Genomic DNA, 13,745 nt, shown 5'->3' on the forward strand with positions numbered 1-13,745 from the left:
CTTAGCTCCGCACCTGCGCGCCAAGCGCGAATAGCGGCTGCAGCGCCGCGCGCTGATCGATCGCGGCGCGCAGCACGTTGAAATAGTGGCCGCGCGCGAGCGTAGCCGGCGTCAGGCGCGTGGCTTCCTTTAGGCCGCGGTGCATCCAGCACGTGTAGAACAGCGGCTCGATCAGATCGCCGGGCAGGCCTACGCGCTCGCAGTAGCGCGCGGTCGCCTCGACCATCAGCGTTTGAAAGGGCGAGTCGGTCAGAAACTGGTCGGCAAACCCTTTGGTTATGTCGCCCGAGATGCTGGCGCGCGCCGACCAGGCGCCGTATGTGCGGATGAAATAGAACAGATCCCACAGCGGCATGCCGCGCGCCTCGGCCGCTTCCCAATCGAGAAATGCCGTGCGGCCTGCCGGCGTCACCCAGATATTCCATGTGCCAGGGTCGCCGTGCTGAAACACCAGCGGAAACGCGCTGCGGCTCTGGCTCAGTGCCTCGAGCTGGCCAAGCATGAAGCTACGCTGCTCGGGCAGCAGCGGGTAGATCCGCGCGAAACGCTCGAAGAGTTCGCCCAGCGCCGCGGCCGCCTGCGCCGGCGTGGCCGCCTCCCAATCGGTCGTCGCCACGCTCATATCCGTCAGCCAGTCGGCGGCGTTGCGCATAAACGCGCAGCCGGGCGTGCCAGCCGACTGCTGCTCGAACGGCACGCCCGTGACGATCGATTCGCCGACGATCGCCAGCTGGTTATGGTGGCCAAAGAACACCGCCTGCGGCAGGGTCTGGTCGTCGCCGATCCCGGTATCGGCCAGGCGCCGCAGCGCGCGGTACTCGTTCTCGAGCCGCGGGTTCAGCGCCGGGTCGCGCGTCATCTTCACAATATACTCGGGCTGGTCGCTCTGCCCACTGAACAGGAACATCAGCACCTTGCGCGAGCTATACTCGCCGCGCGCCGAAAGGCCCCAGCGATACTGCTCGAGCGAAACGCCGGCGGCGTGGGCGATCTCGCGCAGGTAGCGCGGCGGCGCCAGCGGCTGAGCTTCGGCGCCGTGCTGCAGCAGCAGGCCATAGCGCCGCGTGAGCTCGCCCAGCGCTGCGCTGCGGTTCAGCCGCTGCTCGGCGCCGTCGAACGCATGCTGCACCTGATTATATACCGACACCAGCGTGGTGCGCGCGGCGCGCTTCACCTGCGCCTTCAGGCCACGCCGCGGCTTGGCGGCCGGGCGCGGCGCCTGCGGCGTAGCGGCGGCCTGCGGGTCGCTGCCGCGCTCGCGCACCGCGCGCTTGAGCGTGCCCAGGTTCACCGAGCGGCTGGTGAGGCCGTAGCGCAGAAAATAGCTCGTGGTGGCGCTGTCGGCATTGGGGATGGCGGTATGCATCTCGCCGCTGAGTGGCGTAAGCCAGAAACGCTGCGGCGCGCCCACGGCCGCCGCCAGCCGGCGAATCGCCACTTGGTCGCGCTTGCCCGCGAGCAAGCCAGGCTGCTCGAGGTACACCAGCCCATCGGGCGCGAGCAGCCGCTGCAGCTCGGCCACCGCCGCCGCGTCGGCGCCAAAGCGCGCCAGCTCGGCGGCCCCGGCTATCAGCACAAGCGGCGCGTACTCGGCGGGCAAGCCCAGCGTGTCGGTGAGCAGGCGCACGTTCGCCAGGCTGTGCTTCGCGCACAGCCCGCTCAGCCGCTCAAGCGCGGCGCCGTCGGCGCACACCGCCACCTCGCCGATCTGGCGCGCCAGCGCCAGCAGCCCGGACAGCTCGGGCGCGCCAAAGCACACCACGCGCTCGAAATCCATGCGCGGCAGCATAAACAGCCAGTTCGCGCCGGCTACCTCACCTTTGACATTTGTGCCAGGGATAAATTCGGTTGCCAGAGTAATATCAAGCATATGCGCATAATCACTTTCTTTTCGGGCTTACGTCCAGCACCGGCCGCCTCGTGTACACGGCTTGTGCCGTGCCCTCCCGCCCGCGCTGATCGTGCCTGCTGCTGTTTTTTGTGCTCAGATGGTGGCGCTGAACGCCACCATCTGAGCACCTTGGGCAAAGACTACTCGGCCAAGCACAACATAGCCGCTTATGTAAATAGTTTCCGCATGAGCGGGATCTTCAGTAGCTCGGGGAACGTTTGCTCAATCGCCAGCGATTTGCGGTTCAGCGCCACAACCGTCAACGCCACAATCGCCGTCACGCCAAAGCTCACATACACATACGGATGCTTCAGCGAGTAATCTTGCGGCAGCAGCGTCTGGAAGGCTAGCAGGCCGACCGACGCAACAATAATGCTAGCGTATACCTTGATATGTTTCCACTCAAACAGGCTGATACCAGTGCCGAAGCGCAGCCCGGCCTGCTTGAGCAGGTTGTGAACGATCATTGTGCCGCACGTGCCACAGGCCGCACCCAGCGCACCGTAGCGCGGGATCAGCAGCAGGTTAATCGCCACATTCACCACCGCCGCCACGATATTGATCACCACAATGTAGCGCAGCTTGCCATACACTTTCAATGTCAGGCCGTTGAAACCCAGCGCGGCGTTGAAGTAATAGCCAAACGAGAGCAGCGCCAGCAGCACCGCCGACGAAGCGTACTTCTGGCCGTACAGCAGCACCGTCAGCGGCTGCGCCAGCGAGAAAGTCAGCGCGAAGATCGGGAACGACAGCACCGAAGTCCATACTGCCGTCTGCCAGTACAGGTTGTTGATGCCTGCGTAGTCGTCGCGCGCGAACAGGCGCGACGCGATCGGCGTGAACAGGATGGTGAAGCTTTGTAGCACAAATTGGTTTAACACCGCCGAGGGCAGGATGGCACGAAACGCCGCCACCTCGGTGGTGCTGCGGAAGTGGCCCAGCAGCACCGCGTCCGACGAGCTCATCAGCACGTACACCAGGTCGGAGGTAAGCAGCGGGATGGTGAACGCAAACAGCTCGCGCACAGGCACCGACAGACTGCCGAAATGCAGCTCTTTGAACAGCTGCTGCTTCTGCAGCGTGCGAAACAGCGTAAAGCCATACACCGAGGTGCCCAGGATGCCGGCGGCCAGGTATCCGCTTGCCAGAAAGAACTCGTCGCTGCGGAACAGCATCAGTAGTAGCACGACGCTGAGCTTCAGCCCTGGCGAGAGAATGTACTTTCGAAAGAAGATCGCCCGCGGGCTGGCGAAGATCGCGAACAACGCCGCGATCAGGTCATCGAGCGCTTGCACCGGCGCGAGGCCAATCAAGATCAGCAGCAGTGCAATGATCTGCGCCTTGTCGCCCTCGCTGTCGTTCAGCAGCGTCTGACCAATAAAGCCCTGGAAGGCGTATGCAAGGCCGATCATCAGCAGGCCAAGCGACACGATCGTGCCGATCACCAGCAGGATCGTGCCAAACATCTTGTTATACTCTTTGCGCTCGTGGTAGATCGGCACAAACCGCGTGATTGCCCGGTCGAGCCCGAAGGTTGCGAGCGTCTGCCCCAGCGTCACAAACGACATTGCGTAAGCAAACGCGCCATAGTTTGCCTTCGATAGGTAGCGTACAATCAGCACCTGAATGGCGAAGTTCGCCACCATCGAGATTGTGCGACCCACTAGCATCAGGCTCGAACCGCGGATCTGGCGGTTGGTCGAGCTGTGCTTCGCGCGTGATTTTGCGTCGAGCTGGGCCGGCTCTGCCGTCGGCGTCGAAGCCGTTTCCATAATAGCGTTATCCTTATACGAGGGCCGCGAATAGGCGGCCCTCGGGTATGATTCGGTACAGAACAGGCGCCACTGCCGGCGCTACGCGCGCGCCAGCGCCGCGCCAGCCGCCTGCTCTTCGGCGGCGGCCTGCTTGGCACGCTGATCGGCGATATACACCACCGCACCGGCAAGCGCAATGATCAGCCAGAAGTAGCGAATAAACGCAAAATGCAAGAAGATGCCGGTGGTCAGGTACGTGACGATCGAGAGCATGTACGCGGTGGCCATGTTGGCGATCTCGGGCTCGGCCGTGAGCCAGCGCTTGCGCGCGCGCGCCAGGCTGCGCAGCACCACGAACAGGGTGAACAGAAAGCACGCCAGGCCGGCAAAGCCCGTCTCGGCCGCAATGCTCAGGTACAGGTCGTGGGCCTGGCGATCTTCATTGAGCGTGCGCAGGCCGATCAGCTCGGAGTACTGCTGGTAGTACAGCGGGAAGGTGCCCGGCCCGACCCCGATTAGCGGGTGATCGATGAACACCAGCGCCGCCGCGCCCATCTCGGTCAGGCGGCTGAGCGTCGCGCCGTCGGTCGAGCCGACCGCCTCGGTGCCGTCGGAGAACAGCGCGCCAAAGCCTTCGAGCGAGGTCAGGCGCTGGCTATACTGCGGCAGCGCCGCGAGCACGAGCGACAGGCCGAGAATGATCACCAGCACCTGCCAGATCTTGATATAGCGCATGAACACCATGATCGCCAGCATCAGCACGAAGCCCACGGCCGCGCCGCGCGAGAACGCCAGCGCGGCGCCCATCGCGATCAGGCCAGTACACATGCCAGCCAGCACGCGCAGCAGCAGCTTGCGCTCGCCAAACACGCGGAATATACCCAGCGGCACGAGCATCAGCATCACCTGGGCATAGCGGTTTTTCTCGCCGATCTGGCCAGCCAGGCGCCACTGCGACACCGCGCCGGTGATCGCGTCTTTCGCGCCAGCGTTGAACACCGCCTCGCTGGGCTGGGCAAAGCCCCAGTAGTTATTATCGTATGTGCGCGTCACCTGCTGGTACATCGACAGGCCGCCAATAAACGCCCCGGCGAGCAGCAGCGTCCACGTCACGCGGCGCAGGGTGGCCGGCGTACGCACGACATTCGTGATCAGGAAGAACAGCCCCAGGCCCTCGAGCAAGAACGTCTGCACATTGTCGAGCGCGGTGCCTTTGTAGTCGGAGAACAGCGCGCCTACTACCTGCACGCCCATAAACAAGAAGATCGGCAGCAGCACCGGGTTGATCACCAGCTTCTCGCGCCGGAACAGCAGGTAGCTGGCGAGCGGAAACACCAGCAGCGCCGGCAGCGCCGCGCCGATCAGGCTCGGCACATTATGAAACTTCACCGCGATCACCGCGGCATTGGTGAACAGAATGAACACCACCACCAGCGTGCCCAGCTCGGGCCAGGCCAAGATCGCCAGCGTCAGCATCACCGTGAGCACGATCGCGATACCAAGCAGCGCCTGGCCGAGCACGATCAGCCCAAGCATCGCGGCCAGCGATACCAGCATGATCGGGATCAGCAGGCCGCTGCGCAGCGATGGATGGCGCTGATACAAACTATCGACTTGAAACATGCAAAACCTCCTCGGTAGGGTATGTGCTCGCCGCTATTGCGAGATTGCCCGGCCGCGATCCGATACAACATTTTGCTGATTCTGATCGGCCGCTGCGGCCTGGCCCTGGCGCTGCGGTTCCCAGAAATCGATCCGGTGCCCGCGGATCAGGTTGATCGCCGCGATCAGCGACGCGACGTTGACCATACAGAAGAAGAATGGGATGGTGAACAGCTTCAGGCGGCCGAGCCGCTTGTCCTTCAGTAGCAGGCCCAGCAGCGCGCAGCCATAGAATGCCAGCTGCGCCAGCGTCGCCAGCTGGTAGATCAGCCCGGCGCTCCACAGCAGCGGGCTGAGGATCAGCAGCAGCAGAAGCGGAAACACCACCAGCCGCCGCAGCACCTTGTGCGCGAACAGCTGGAAGGCGTAGAAGCCATAGCGCATCGGGTTGAGCAGCTCGCGCCGCACCACCAGCACGCCGCGCAGGCCACGGGTGATCACGCGCACCTTGCGCCCAAACTCGACACTGCCCGTGCCGGCGACTGGCTCGTAGGCGATTGCGTCGGGCGCGAACACCAGCCGGTAGCCCTGAGCGATCACATCGGTCGATACTGCGAAGTCGTCGGTGACGCCCACCGGGACGCCGCGAAACAGCGCGCGGCGGATGGCGTAGATTGCGCCGGTGGCCGAGATCGCGTTGCCCGATTTGCTCTGCGACTGCTTCATCTTACGATCGAAGCTCCAGTAGCTCTGCTCGCCGTCGCCGCTCAGGCTCTCGCTCTTCTTGGAAGTATACACCTGATTACCGGCCACGCCACCTACCTCGGGGTCGGCGAATGGCCGGGCCAGCGCGCGCAGCGCCTGCGGGTGGTACATGCTGTTGGCGTCGGAGAACACCAGCACGTCGCCGCGCGCGTGCGCCACCGCAGCGTCGAGCGCGGGCGCCTTGCCCTGCCGTGGCAGCGCCAGCAGGCGCACATTGCGCGCCGCGTAGCCCTGCACAATCTCGTTGGTACCGTCGTTCGAGCCATCCGAGGCGATGATCACCTCGAGCTGCTCGCGCGGGTAGTCCATCGCCAGAATATTGTCGAGCTTGGCGCCGATATTGGCGGCCTCGTTATGCGCGGCGATCACCATGGTGATCGGCGGGGTGATCTCGGCCGACTTGTAGGGCTTGCGCACCAGGCGGCCGCGCACGAACACAATCGCCGGGAACAGAATATATGTAAACACGATCACCGCGACCGTGGCCCAGAACAGGATCAGAAGAAACTGGATCATGATGCGGCTCCAATCATCAGCTGTGCGAGCTTGGCAGTGTTGTCGGTTAAGTCGAACTCGCGGAGCACTTTCTGGCGGCCGGCCTGGCCCAAGCGCTGGCCCAGCGCCGGGTCGTTGGCCAGGCGCTGAAGCGCGTCGGCCAGCGCGGCCGGGTCTTCGGGCGGCACCAGCAGGCCGGTCACGCCATCTTCGACCAGCTCGGGGATGCCCGAGGTGCGCGTCGATACCACCGGCACCTCGCAGGCGAGCGGCTCCATCAGCGCCACCGGGATGCCTTCCATTTTGCCCGACTTGGTGCGGATGCTCGGCAGCGCCACCACGTCGGCGCGCGCCAGCATCTGCAGCACCTCGTCGCGCGGGCGCCCGCCGGCCAGCTTCACCACGTCGGCCAAGTTGTCGCGGCGGATCTGCTCTTCGAGCGCCGGCCGCGAGTCGCCATCGCCGATCAGGTGGCACTCAAACCGCAGGCCGCGCTCTTTGAGCAGGCGACAGGCCTCGATCAGGTAGGTCTGCCCTTTCTTCTCTTCGAGCGAGCCGACGCACACGATCGTGAACAGCTCGCCAGCGGCTTTCTGGCGCGGCTGGAACAGGCGCGTATCGACGCCGCAGTGCACGATCTTGATCTTGCTGCGCATATCGTCGCCTGCGTGTTTGGCAATAAGCTCGCGGTTGAACTCCGAGATCGCCACCACGAACTTGGCCGCGCGCACTTTCTCTTTGAGCATATGCTGGTCGACGTAGATGTCGTGCGCGTGGGCGGTGAAGCTAAAAGGGATGCCGGTGAGCCGGTGAACCACCAGCGCCGCGACGGTGGGGTGGTTGGCGAAATGCGCGTGCAGGTGGCTCACACCCAGGCGCTGCATATCGTAGGCGAATTTGGCGGCCTTGGGGATGATGCCAAGCCCACCGATCATGTAGTTTGGGCTGCCGAGCGTGCCGCGCAGCACCTCAAGCCACACGCCCAGGTAAGCCGCCGGGCGCGTGCGCAGGAAGTGCAGGTTGGCCTTGAGGATCGGCAGCGAGAGCACCGGCAGGTAGTGCGCGCGCTCGACAAACGGCTTGGCTTCGGCGTGCACCACTGCGGCGCGCTCGTTGATCAGCGGGAACACCTCGACGCCGACGCCCTGCTGCTGCAGGGCCAGCATCTCATACAGCACGAATGTCTCGCTCAGCTTGGGAAAGCGCGACATCGTGTAGGCTACCTTGAAATGTGTGCGAGCGCCGCTTGGCGCGGGCTGTGCCTGGCTGCGTCGCTCGATGATCTGCTCGCTTGTGGCCATTGTTATCCCTGTAAATAGCTGGCTAATATCACTTTACGTTTGCCTGGCCTCTATGAATAAAACCTTCACCAGCGCGTAAAGGTTACTCGGATGAGAAGTTTGTCACGATCCCGCGACCCATTGTAGTACAGCCCATCGCCCGAGCACGCTGATGCACGGGCGATGGGCAGCAGTCGGGGCAGCCCTGGGTGGCAGGCTACTTCGCGACGCGGGCCTGCTCGGTATTCGCCGACAGCACCGGCGCCACCCGGCCCGAAAGCCGGCGGTAGTTCAGGTAGGCGAAGAGCAGCAGGCCTGAGGCAAAGCACAGCTCGGGCCATTCGCCAAACTTCGTGACGGTGAAATCCGAGTCGGGAAAGAACGCAAAACGAATGACCTTATACGCGAACATCGCAAAAAAGCAGGAGATGCTGAACAGCGGCGGCGCCAGCAGGAAGTCGCCCTGATCCCAGCGCTTGCCAAACGTAAACTTCTTGCTCGCGAACGGCAGCAGCATTGCAATACCGCTAGCGATCGCCAGCAGCATGCCCAGTAGCTCTTGCACCCAGCGAATATTGTGCACCGTCGTCTCACCCTGGTGGTTGATCGCCGCAAGATCGGCCGGCGTCTGCCAGCCAAAGACGCGCTGGCCCCACGAGATCTCTTCGCCGGCGATCAGAAAGGTGGCCAGGCCAAACGCCACAAACAGCAGGCCCTGCCACGGGTGCCCGGAGCGCAGGCGCTTGAGCGCCACCCCAAAGCCAACGATCGAGGCAGCCGCAAAGCAGAAGAACTGCGGCCACTCCAGCGGGCCATCTTCCATGGTAATGAAAGTAAACAGCTGGCGATTCACGCGCGACGCGCCCACGAGCAGCGCGCCAACAATCGGCACCCAAATGATCCACCACGCCAAACGCTTCGAGATACCCCAAGTTTTTGCCGATTCATTTATTGCTTTGCTCCATGTCCCCATTGTAGGTTCCCCTTTCGTCGTTGTATAAGTGTGATGTATACCTACCTTCTCTTCTCTTCACTCCTTAGGACTTACGCAGGTGCGTTGCTCGGCATCTCAATGCGGCGCTTTTGCCTGCGGCAGCACGGTACTTGGCCACCTTTCTGCCAAAAGCTGAGCTCGCCAGCTGCGTCTGTCCTACTCCTGGTGGTGAGCGGCGCACCTCCTTTGCGAGTCTTGCGCTCGGGCCGGCCAGTGTAGCGCAACGGGCAATAATGCTACACCGGCCAATCCTCAATTATTTCATATGCCCGCCGGGCTGGCCCGGCAGGTAGCTCGTGGAAGCGACAGAAACGCTGCGCCGGGCCGCAAGCTGCGTGTAGATCGTGTCGTAGCTGGCGGCGCAGGCATCCCAGGTGTAGCGGCGCAGCACCAGATCGCGCCCGGCGGCGCCGATCTCGCGGCGGGCGGCCTCGTCGCGCAGCAGGCGCAGCAGCGCCGCAGCGAACTCGGCTGGCTCGTCGGCGACCACCAGCTCGCGCCAGCTCGTCACCTCGAGCGCCTCCATACCCAGCGTGGTCGAAACCACCGGACGCCCCATCGCCATGGCCTCGAGCACCTTGTTTTTGATGCCGCTGCCGCTGGTCATCGGGCAGATCATCACGCACGATTGCGCCAGGTAGGGCCGGATGTCTTCGACAAAGCCCGTGACGGTGACACATGGGTCGCTCGCCAGCGCGGCGATCGCCGGCGACGGGTCGCGCCCGGCCACCACCAGGCGCACCTGCGGCAGCTCCTTGCGGATCAGCGGCAGGATGTTCTGATAGAAGTGCAGCACCGCGGTGACATTCGGCGGGAACGACATTGCGCCGGTAAACACCAGGGTATCGGGCTGCTCGGGCAGATCGAGCGGGTGAAAGAACTCGGCGTCGACGCCGTTGGGCGTAACGTACACCGGAATATTCGGCGCCAGGCCGCGGATCACCTGGGCATCGGCCTCGGCCACGCTGGTAATCGCATGAAACTGGCGCACCGCGCGCTGCTCCATCAGCCGCGCCGTCGCCGCGCGCAGGCGCGTCTTGGGCGCGCCGGGGCGCACGCGCCGGGCAGCCTGCAGCGTTTCGGAGTCGATCAGCTCGAGCAGCTTGGCCGGGTGTTTCAGCCCGCCCGAAAACGCGGCCATGGGCAGCTGGCGTGTATGCACGACATCGAACGAGCGCTCGGCCAGCACCTGCTGCAGGCGCTCGGCAAAGCGCCGCGCGGCGTCGGGCTCGGCGGTGCCGGCACGGCGCATACCGAGCTGTGCCAGCGCCGGCTCGACCATACCCATCAGCGCAGGCACCTGCGTCTCGCGCGGCACCAGGTGAACAACATCGAACAGCTCGGCCAGCTCAGCCTGGTAGCGCGGGATCTCGTGGGTGGGGGCCGGGCAGATCAGCGTCAGGTGATGGTGGCGCAGGCGGCGAAACAGGTGTTGGCCAATCAGCGCGTTGCCTTGCAGCAAATTACAAGGCGGCGAGCGATCGATCACAAGGATATTCATATCAGGTTCCGTTTCAATACAGTCAATACATTTTTACTCAACCAGAATGTGTCGTTCTGCAACCGGGGGTAGCGCGCCAGATTCGCGGCGGCGAAGCGCAACCAATACAAATAGATCGCCGCGCGCCAGAACTCCGGATCGTCGGGCAGGCCATAGTACCCGAGCGTTTCGTCGAGCAGCGCGCGCTCGGCCTGGTCGAACGCTGCCGGCAAAAGATAGTTGACAATTTCTTCACCTAGCTCGGTATGCTGCTGCATTTTGCGAACATACGCCAGCAGGTGCACGATATCGAGAAGCGGCAGCTGGTTGGGCAGCGCGCGATCCCAATCGATAATGCCACCCAGGCCGCCGGGCTGTGTCAGAATATTGCCGGGCCAGTAGTCGCCGTGGATCCAGCCGAACGGCAGGTCGGCGCCAATCAGCCGGCGCCGCAGCAACGCCTCGAGCGATTGCAGCGCGTCGCGCACCAGCGTAGCCGAAGGCCAGCGCTCGCTGTGCTGGTACAGCGTGGCCAGGTCGTCGCCGGCCAGCCGGCCGAACGCTGCGGCATCGATCACGCGGCGCTGGGCGGTGCCGAGGTGCAGCTGGCGGATCGCGCGCACGGCATCGTGCTTGAACGATGCGGGGGCGGTGCCGCGGCGCACCAGATCGCTGGCGGCCTCGCCGGCCAGCGCGGTTTCGAGGTAGTAGCTCTGGCCCTCAAACGTACCCCAGGCGAGCGGGCGCGGCATCAGCGAGTAGAACGAGCGCAGCATCGGCATCGCCTGCAAGCTCGCCACCACCTGGCGATGCAGCGTCGTGCTACGCTCGGCGTCGGGCGTGAGCGGCAGCTTCAGCACGCGCGCTGGCGCGCCGGCCGGGCTATCGGCCAGCAGCAGCACCACCACATCGCTGCGGGTGATCAGCCCGGACGCCACGTGCCCAGCGCCGCTGGGCAGCTCGGCCTGGCCATCGCGCGCCAGCTGTTCGAGCAGGCGCCCGGCCAGCAGGGTATAGCGGCCAAGCGCGCGCTGCTCGACATAGCGCAGCCATGGCCGCTGCACCCGCCGCAGCAGGCGCTGCAGATCAGGAGAGCGCAGCTGAAGCGTCGCCATCAGCGCTCTCCGATCGCGGCGGTGCGCTTCGAGCGCGCCGCCGACTCGCCGCGCAAGGCTTTGGCATACCACTGCCAGATCAGCGCGGTGACCTTGCGGCGCACCTGGTCGGCGCTCTTGGTTGCGTCCACCACCACCATCTGCGGCAGATGCTGCTGCAAGTCGAGGTAGTGCTGGCGCTGCTGCTCGAGGATCAGCGGGCTGTGCTCGCCCTTGCGGGCGTACAGCACCGCGCCAGGCGCATCGAGAAACACCACGAGATCCGGCTCGGGGGCAATAGCCGCCAGCAGCCAGCGGCGCATGCGCGATTTCAGCGAGGTGCGGCGCTTGCCGCCGGGCGCGTCGTACACATACCGGTCGAACAGCACCAGCCGCCCGCGCATCATATGGTAGTAGCTCATGCCATAGCGATACCACTGCTCGGCGACATTGTTCGGGAAGCGCAGCCCGCGCGCCAGCAGGCGCAGCGGCTTCGAGGCGCGCCGCGACTGCTCATGAATCCAGCGGGTTGTCGGCAGGCCGATCGTGCTGGCCTCGATGTTCGTGCCCATATAGATATACCGGCTGGGCAGGAAAAAGCGCCGGGCCAGCTCGGTAGCAAGCGTGGTTTTGCCGCCGCCATCGGGCGCCAGCAGCGCCACCGTCAGCGAGCGCGGCTGCAGCATGCCGGCCACCCGGTCGAGCTTGCGCAGCGTGCAGCCTGCCAGGCGCCGGCGCAGCACCGCCATACTCTGGCTGCGGCGCAGCCGCCGGGCAATCCCGCCGGCCTCGCCCAAGAGCGCTTCCCAGCACTCGCCGTCGATCAGGCCAGCCAGGCGCGCCCAGGTCATATCCGGCGACCAAGCCTGGCGCAGCAGCCGATTCAGCGTCGCTTCGTCGCGCACCTCGGCGCGCAGGGCGCGCACGCGCGCCTGGCGATGTGGCGCGAACGCGCCCTTATCGAGCAGGCAGTGCAGCAGCAGCGTCACCAGCTCGTCCTCGGGCGCGGGCACGTATGTCGGGCCGCGCGGCTGGCGGCGCGCCAGGCAGCCTTCGGCCAGGTTGGTTTCCAGCGAAGGGATCGGCTTGCCATAGACCACGGTGGTGACGACGTCGAGCTTCAGCCAGGTATCGGTCGTTTCGTCGTAGGCCACAAAGAACTGGTGCGGCGCATGGCCCCACACCGGCAGGCGCACAAACTGCAGCCGCGCCATCAGCGCCTGAAACTGGCCGATCTGATCGGCCTGCACCAGCAGATCGACATCGCCGGTGTCGTCGAGTGTCTCGAGCTCTTCATAGCCGCGCAAAAGGCAATACTGAATATGTTCTTGCTCAAGCCGTTCAAAAATTTCGGTCAATAACGTATGCATAGTGTATGCCTATATCATCGGGCAAACGATTAAATGAAACAGAGCGCCAGCCTACGCGCAAAGGCAACCCTGGTGGCGGGTTGGCACAGCTGTGGGCTGTGCCGACCCGCTTGGGAAGCGTGGCTTGGATTCGTTACTTCTTGCGGTTCTGGTTCGAACGGCTCGCGTTCGGGTCGTTCGAGGTGTCCGGCTGGGCGCCGTTGGCGTAGGTTGCCACCGGCTCAACGGGAGCCCAATCGGCGGAGGGGGCGGGCGCATCCGGCGTCATCGCGTCGAGTACAACCGTGGCGTTTTTCGCGCTGGTGTTACTCGCCGTCGGTGCCGCCGGTTGAGATTTTCCCAACGCACCACCTGTCGACTGTGTCGACGACTTGCCGGCCTGCGCCGAAGTCGAGCTGGCCGAGCCGCTGTTGAGTGCGCGCACCGGGTTCGTGGCGGTCGGGCCTTCCAGCGCCGGCCGGCTGGCCGCAAACGACGGGTAGTACTGGTAAGCCGGGCCAGCCTTCACGCGGTTGAGCACCGTGCCGATGATGTTCGCGCCCACGAGCCGCAGGCTCTCGACGGCGCTGATCGTCGTTTCGCGGCCGGTGGTGCCGCTGCTTACCGTCAGCAGCACGCCATCGACCTGCGGGGCCAGCGCCAGGGTATCGGAGTACCACAGCGACGGGCTGTCGATGATCACCAGGTCGGCGCGAGCCTTGCAGGTTTGCAGCAGCTCGTACATACGCTGCGAGCCAAGGATTTCGGAAGAGCTCGGCGTTGTGGTGCCGGCCGGCAGGATCGACAGGCCGGGGATGGAGCTAATCGCCACCGGCTCGGGCAGCCGATCGCGCGACTCGAACAGGCTCGAGAGGCCGCCCTTCTCGGGGATGCCGAAGATCGCGGCCAGCTGAGGCCGGCGCAGGTTGGCGTCGATCAGGATGACCTTCTTGCCGGCGCGCGCGAACGACACCGCCAGGTTGGCCGCCACGTCGGTCTTGCCGTCGCCGCGCGACGGGCTGGTGATCAGCAGCGATGGCA

At 64.7% G+C, this 13,745-nt stretch carries 10 protein-coding genes; all 10 read right to left on the reverse strand.

Features of this window, described 5'->3' with window-relative positions; translation table 11 throughout:
• Window position 1: 1 nt before the first annotated feature.
• Entirely contained in the window at window positions 2–1,870 is a 1,869-nt protein-coding gene (locus U0177_RS28435) for a phosphotransferase (RefSeq protein ID WP_409574072.1), read from the reverse strand.
• A gap of 188 nt (window positions 1,871–2,058) precedes the next feature.
• Window positions 2,059–3,663, reverse strand: a complete 1,605-nt coding sequence (locus tag U0177_RS28440; protein ID WP_409574073.1) for a flippase — start codon at window positions 3,661–3,663, stop codon at window positions 2,059–2,061.
• A gap of 81 nt (window positions 3,664–3,744) precedes the next feature.
• Window positions 3,745–5,268, reverse strand: a complete 1,524-nt coding sequence (locus U0177_RS28445; protein WP_409574074.1) for an O-antigen ligase family protein — start codon at window positions 5,266–5,268, stop codon at window positions 3,745–3,747.
• Between the two features lie 33 nt (window positions 5,269–5,301).
• Window positions 5,302–6,528 (reverse strand): glycosyltransferase family 2 protein, encoded by a 1,227-nt coding sequence (locus U0177_RS28450; RefSeq protein WP_409574075.1) that lies wholly within the window; start codon window positions 6,526–6,528, stop codon window positions 5,302–5,304.
• The gene (locus tag U0177_RS28455) at window positions 6,525–7,808 is read right to left on the reverse strand and encodes a glycosyltransferase (protein WP_409574076.1); all 1,284 of its coding nucleotides are present in this window, start codon (window positions 7,806–7,808) and stop codon (window positions 6,525–6,527) included. Before U0177_RS28455 ends, U0177_RS28450 begins: the two co-directional genes overlap by 4 nt.
• Before the next feature lie 196 nt (window positions 7,809–8,004).
• Window positions 8,005–8,679, reverse strand: a complete 675-nt coding sequence (locus U0177_RS28460; RefSeq protein WP_409574077.1) for a hypothetical protein — start codon at window positions 8,677–8,679, stop codon at window positions 8,005–8,007.
• A gap of 358 nt (window positions 8,680–9,037) precedes the next feature.
• Window positions 9,038–10,282 (reverse strand): glycosyltransferase, encoded by a 1,245-nt coding sequence (locus tag U0177_RS28465; RefSeq protein ID WP_409574078.1) that lies wholly within the window; start codon window positions 10,280–10,282, stop codon window positions 9,038–9,040.
• Complete coding sequence (locus U0177_RS28470; protein ID WP_409574079.1) at window positions 10,279–11,376, reverse strand: phosphotransferase; 1,098 nt, start codon at window positions 11,374–11,376, stop codon at window positions 10,279–10,281. Before U0177_RS28470 ends, U0177_RS28465 begins: the two co-directional genes overlap by 4 nt.
• A complete protein-coding gene (locus tag U0177_RS28475) occupies window positions 11,376–12,662 on the reverse strand; it encodes a hypothetical protein (RefSeq protein WP_409574080.1) in 1,287 nt (428 codons plus the stop codon). Before U0177_RS28475 ends, U0177_RS28470 begins: the two co-directional genes overlap by 1 nt.
• Before the next feature lie 196 nt (window positions 12,663–12,858).
• Window positions 12,859–13,745: polysaccharide biosynthesis tyrosine autokinase (locus U0177_RS28480; RefSeq protein WP_409574081.1), on the reverse strand; the 887-nt coding region annotated here is incomplete at its 5' end.

Origin of the sequence: Kouleothrix sp. (assembly GCF_046328425.1) — a bacterium.
Classification (GTDB): Bacteria; Chloroflexota; Chloroflexia; order Chloroflexales; family Roseiflexaceae; genus Kouleothrix.

Coding starts and splice junctions, on each gene's coding strand:
- U0177_RS28435 (WP_409574072.1), bottom strand. CDS start 1,870: ATGCTTGATATTACTCTGGCAACCGAATTTATCCCTGGCACAAATGTC.
- U0177_RS28440 (WP_409574073.1), bottom strand. CDS start 3,663: ATGGAAACGGCTTCGACGCCGACGGCAGAGCCGGCCCAGCTCGACGCA.
- U0177_RS28445 (WP_409574074.1), bottom strand. CDS start 5,268: ATGTTTCAAGTCGATAGTTTGTATCAGCGCCATCCATCGCTGCGCAGC.
- U0177_RS28450 (WP_409574075.1), bottom strand. CDS start 6,528: ATGATCCAGTTTCTTCTGATCCTGTTCTGGGCCACGGTCGCGGTGATC.
- U0177_RS28455 (WP_409574076.1), bottom strand. CDS start 7,808: ATGGCCACAAGCGAGCAGATCATCGAGCGACGCAGCCAGGCACAGCCC.
- U0177_RS28465 (WP_409574078.1), bottom strand. CDS start 10,282: ATGAATATCCTTGTGATCGATCGCTCGCCGCCTTGTAATTTGCTGCAA.
- U0177_RS28470 (WP_409574079.1), bottom strand. CDS start 11,376: ATGGCGACGCTTCAGCTGCGCTCTCCTGATCTGCAGCGCCTGCTGCGG.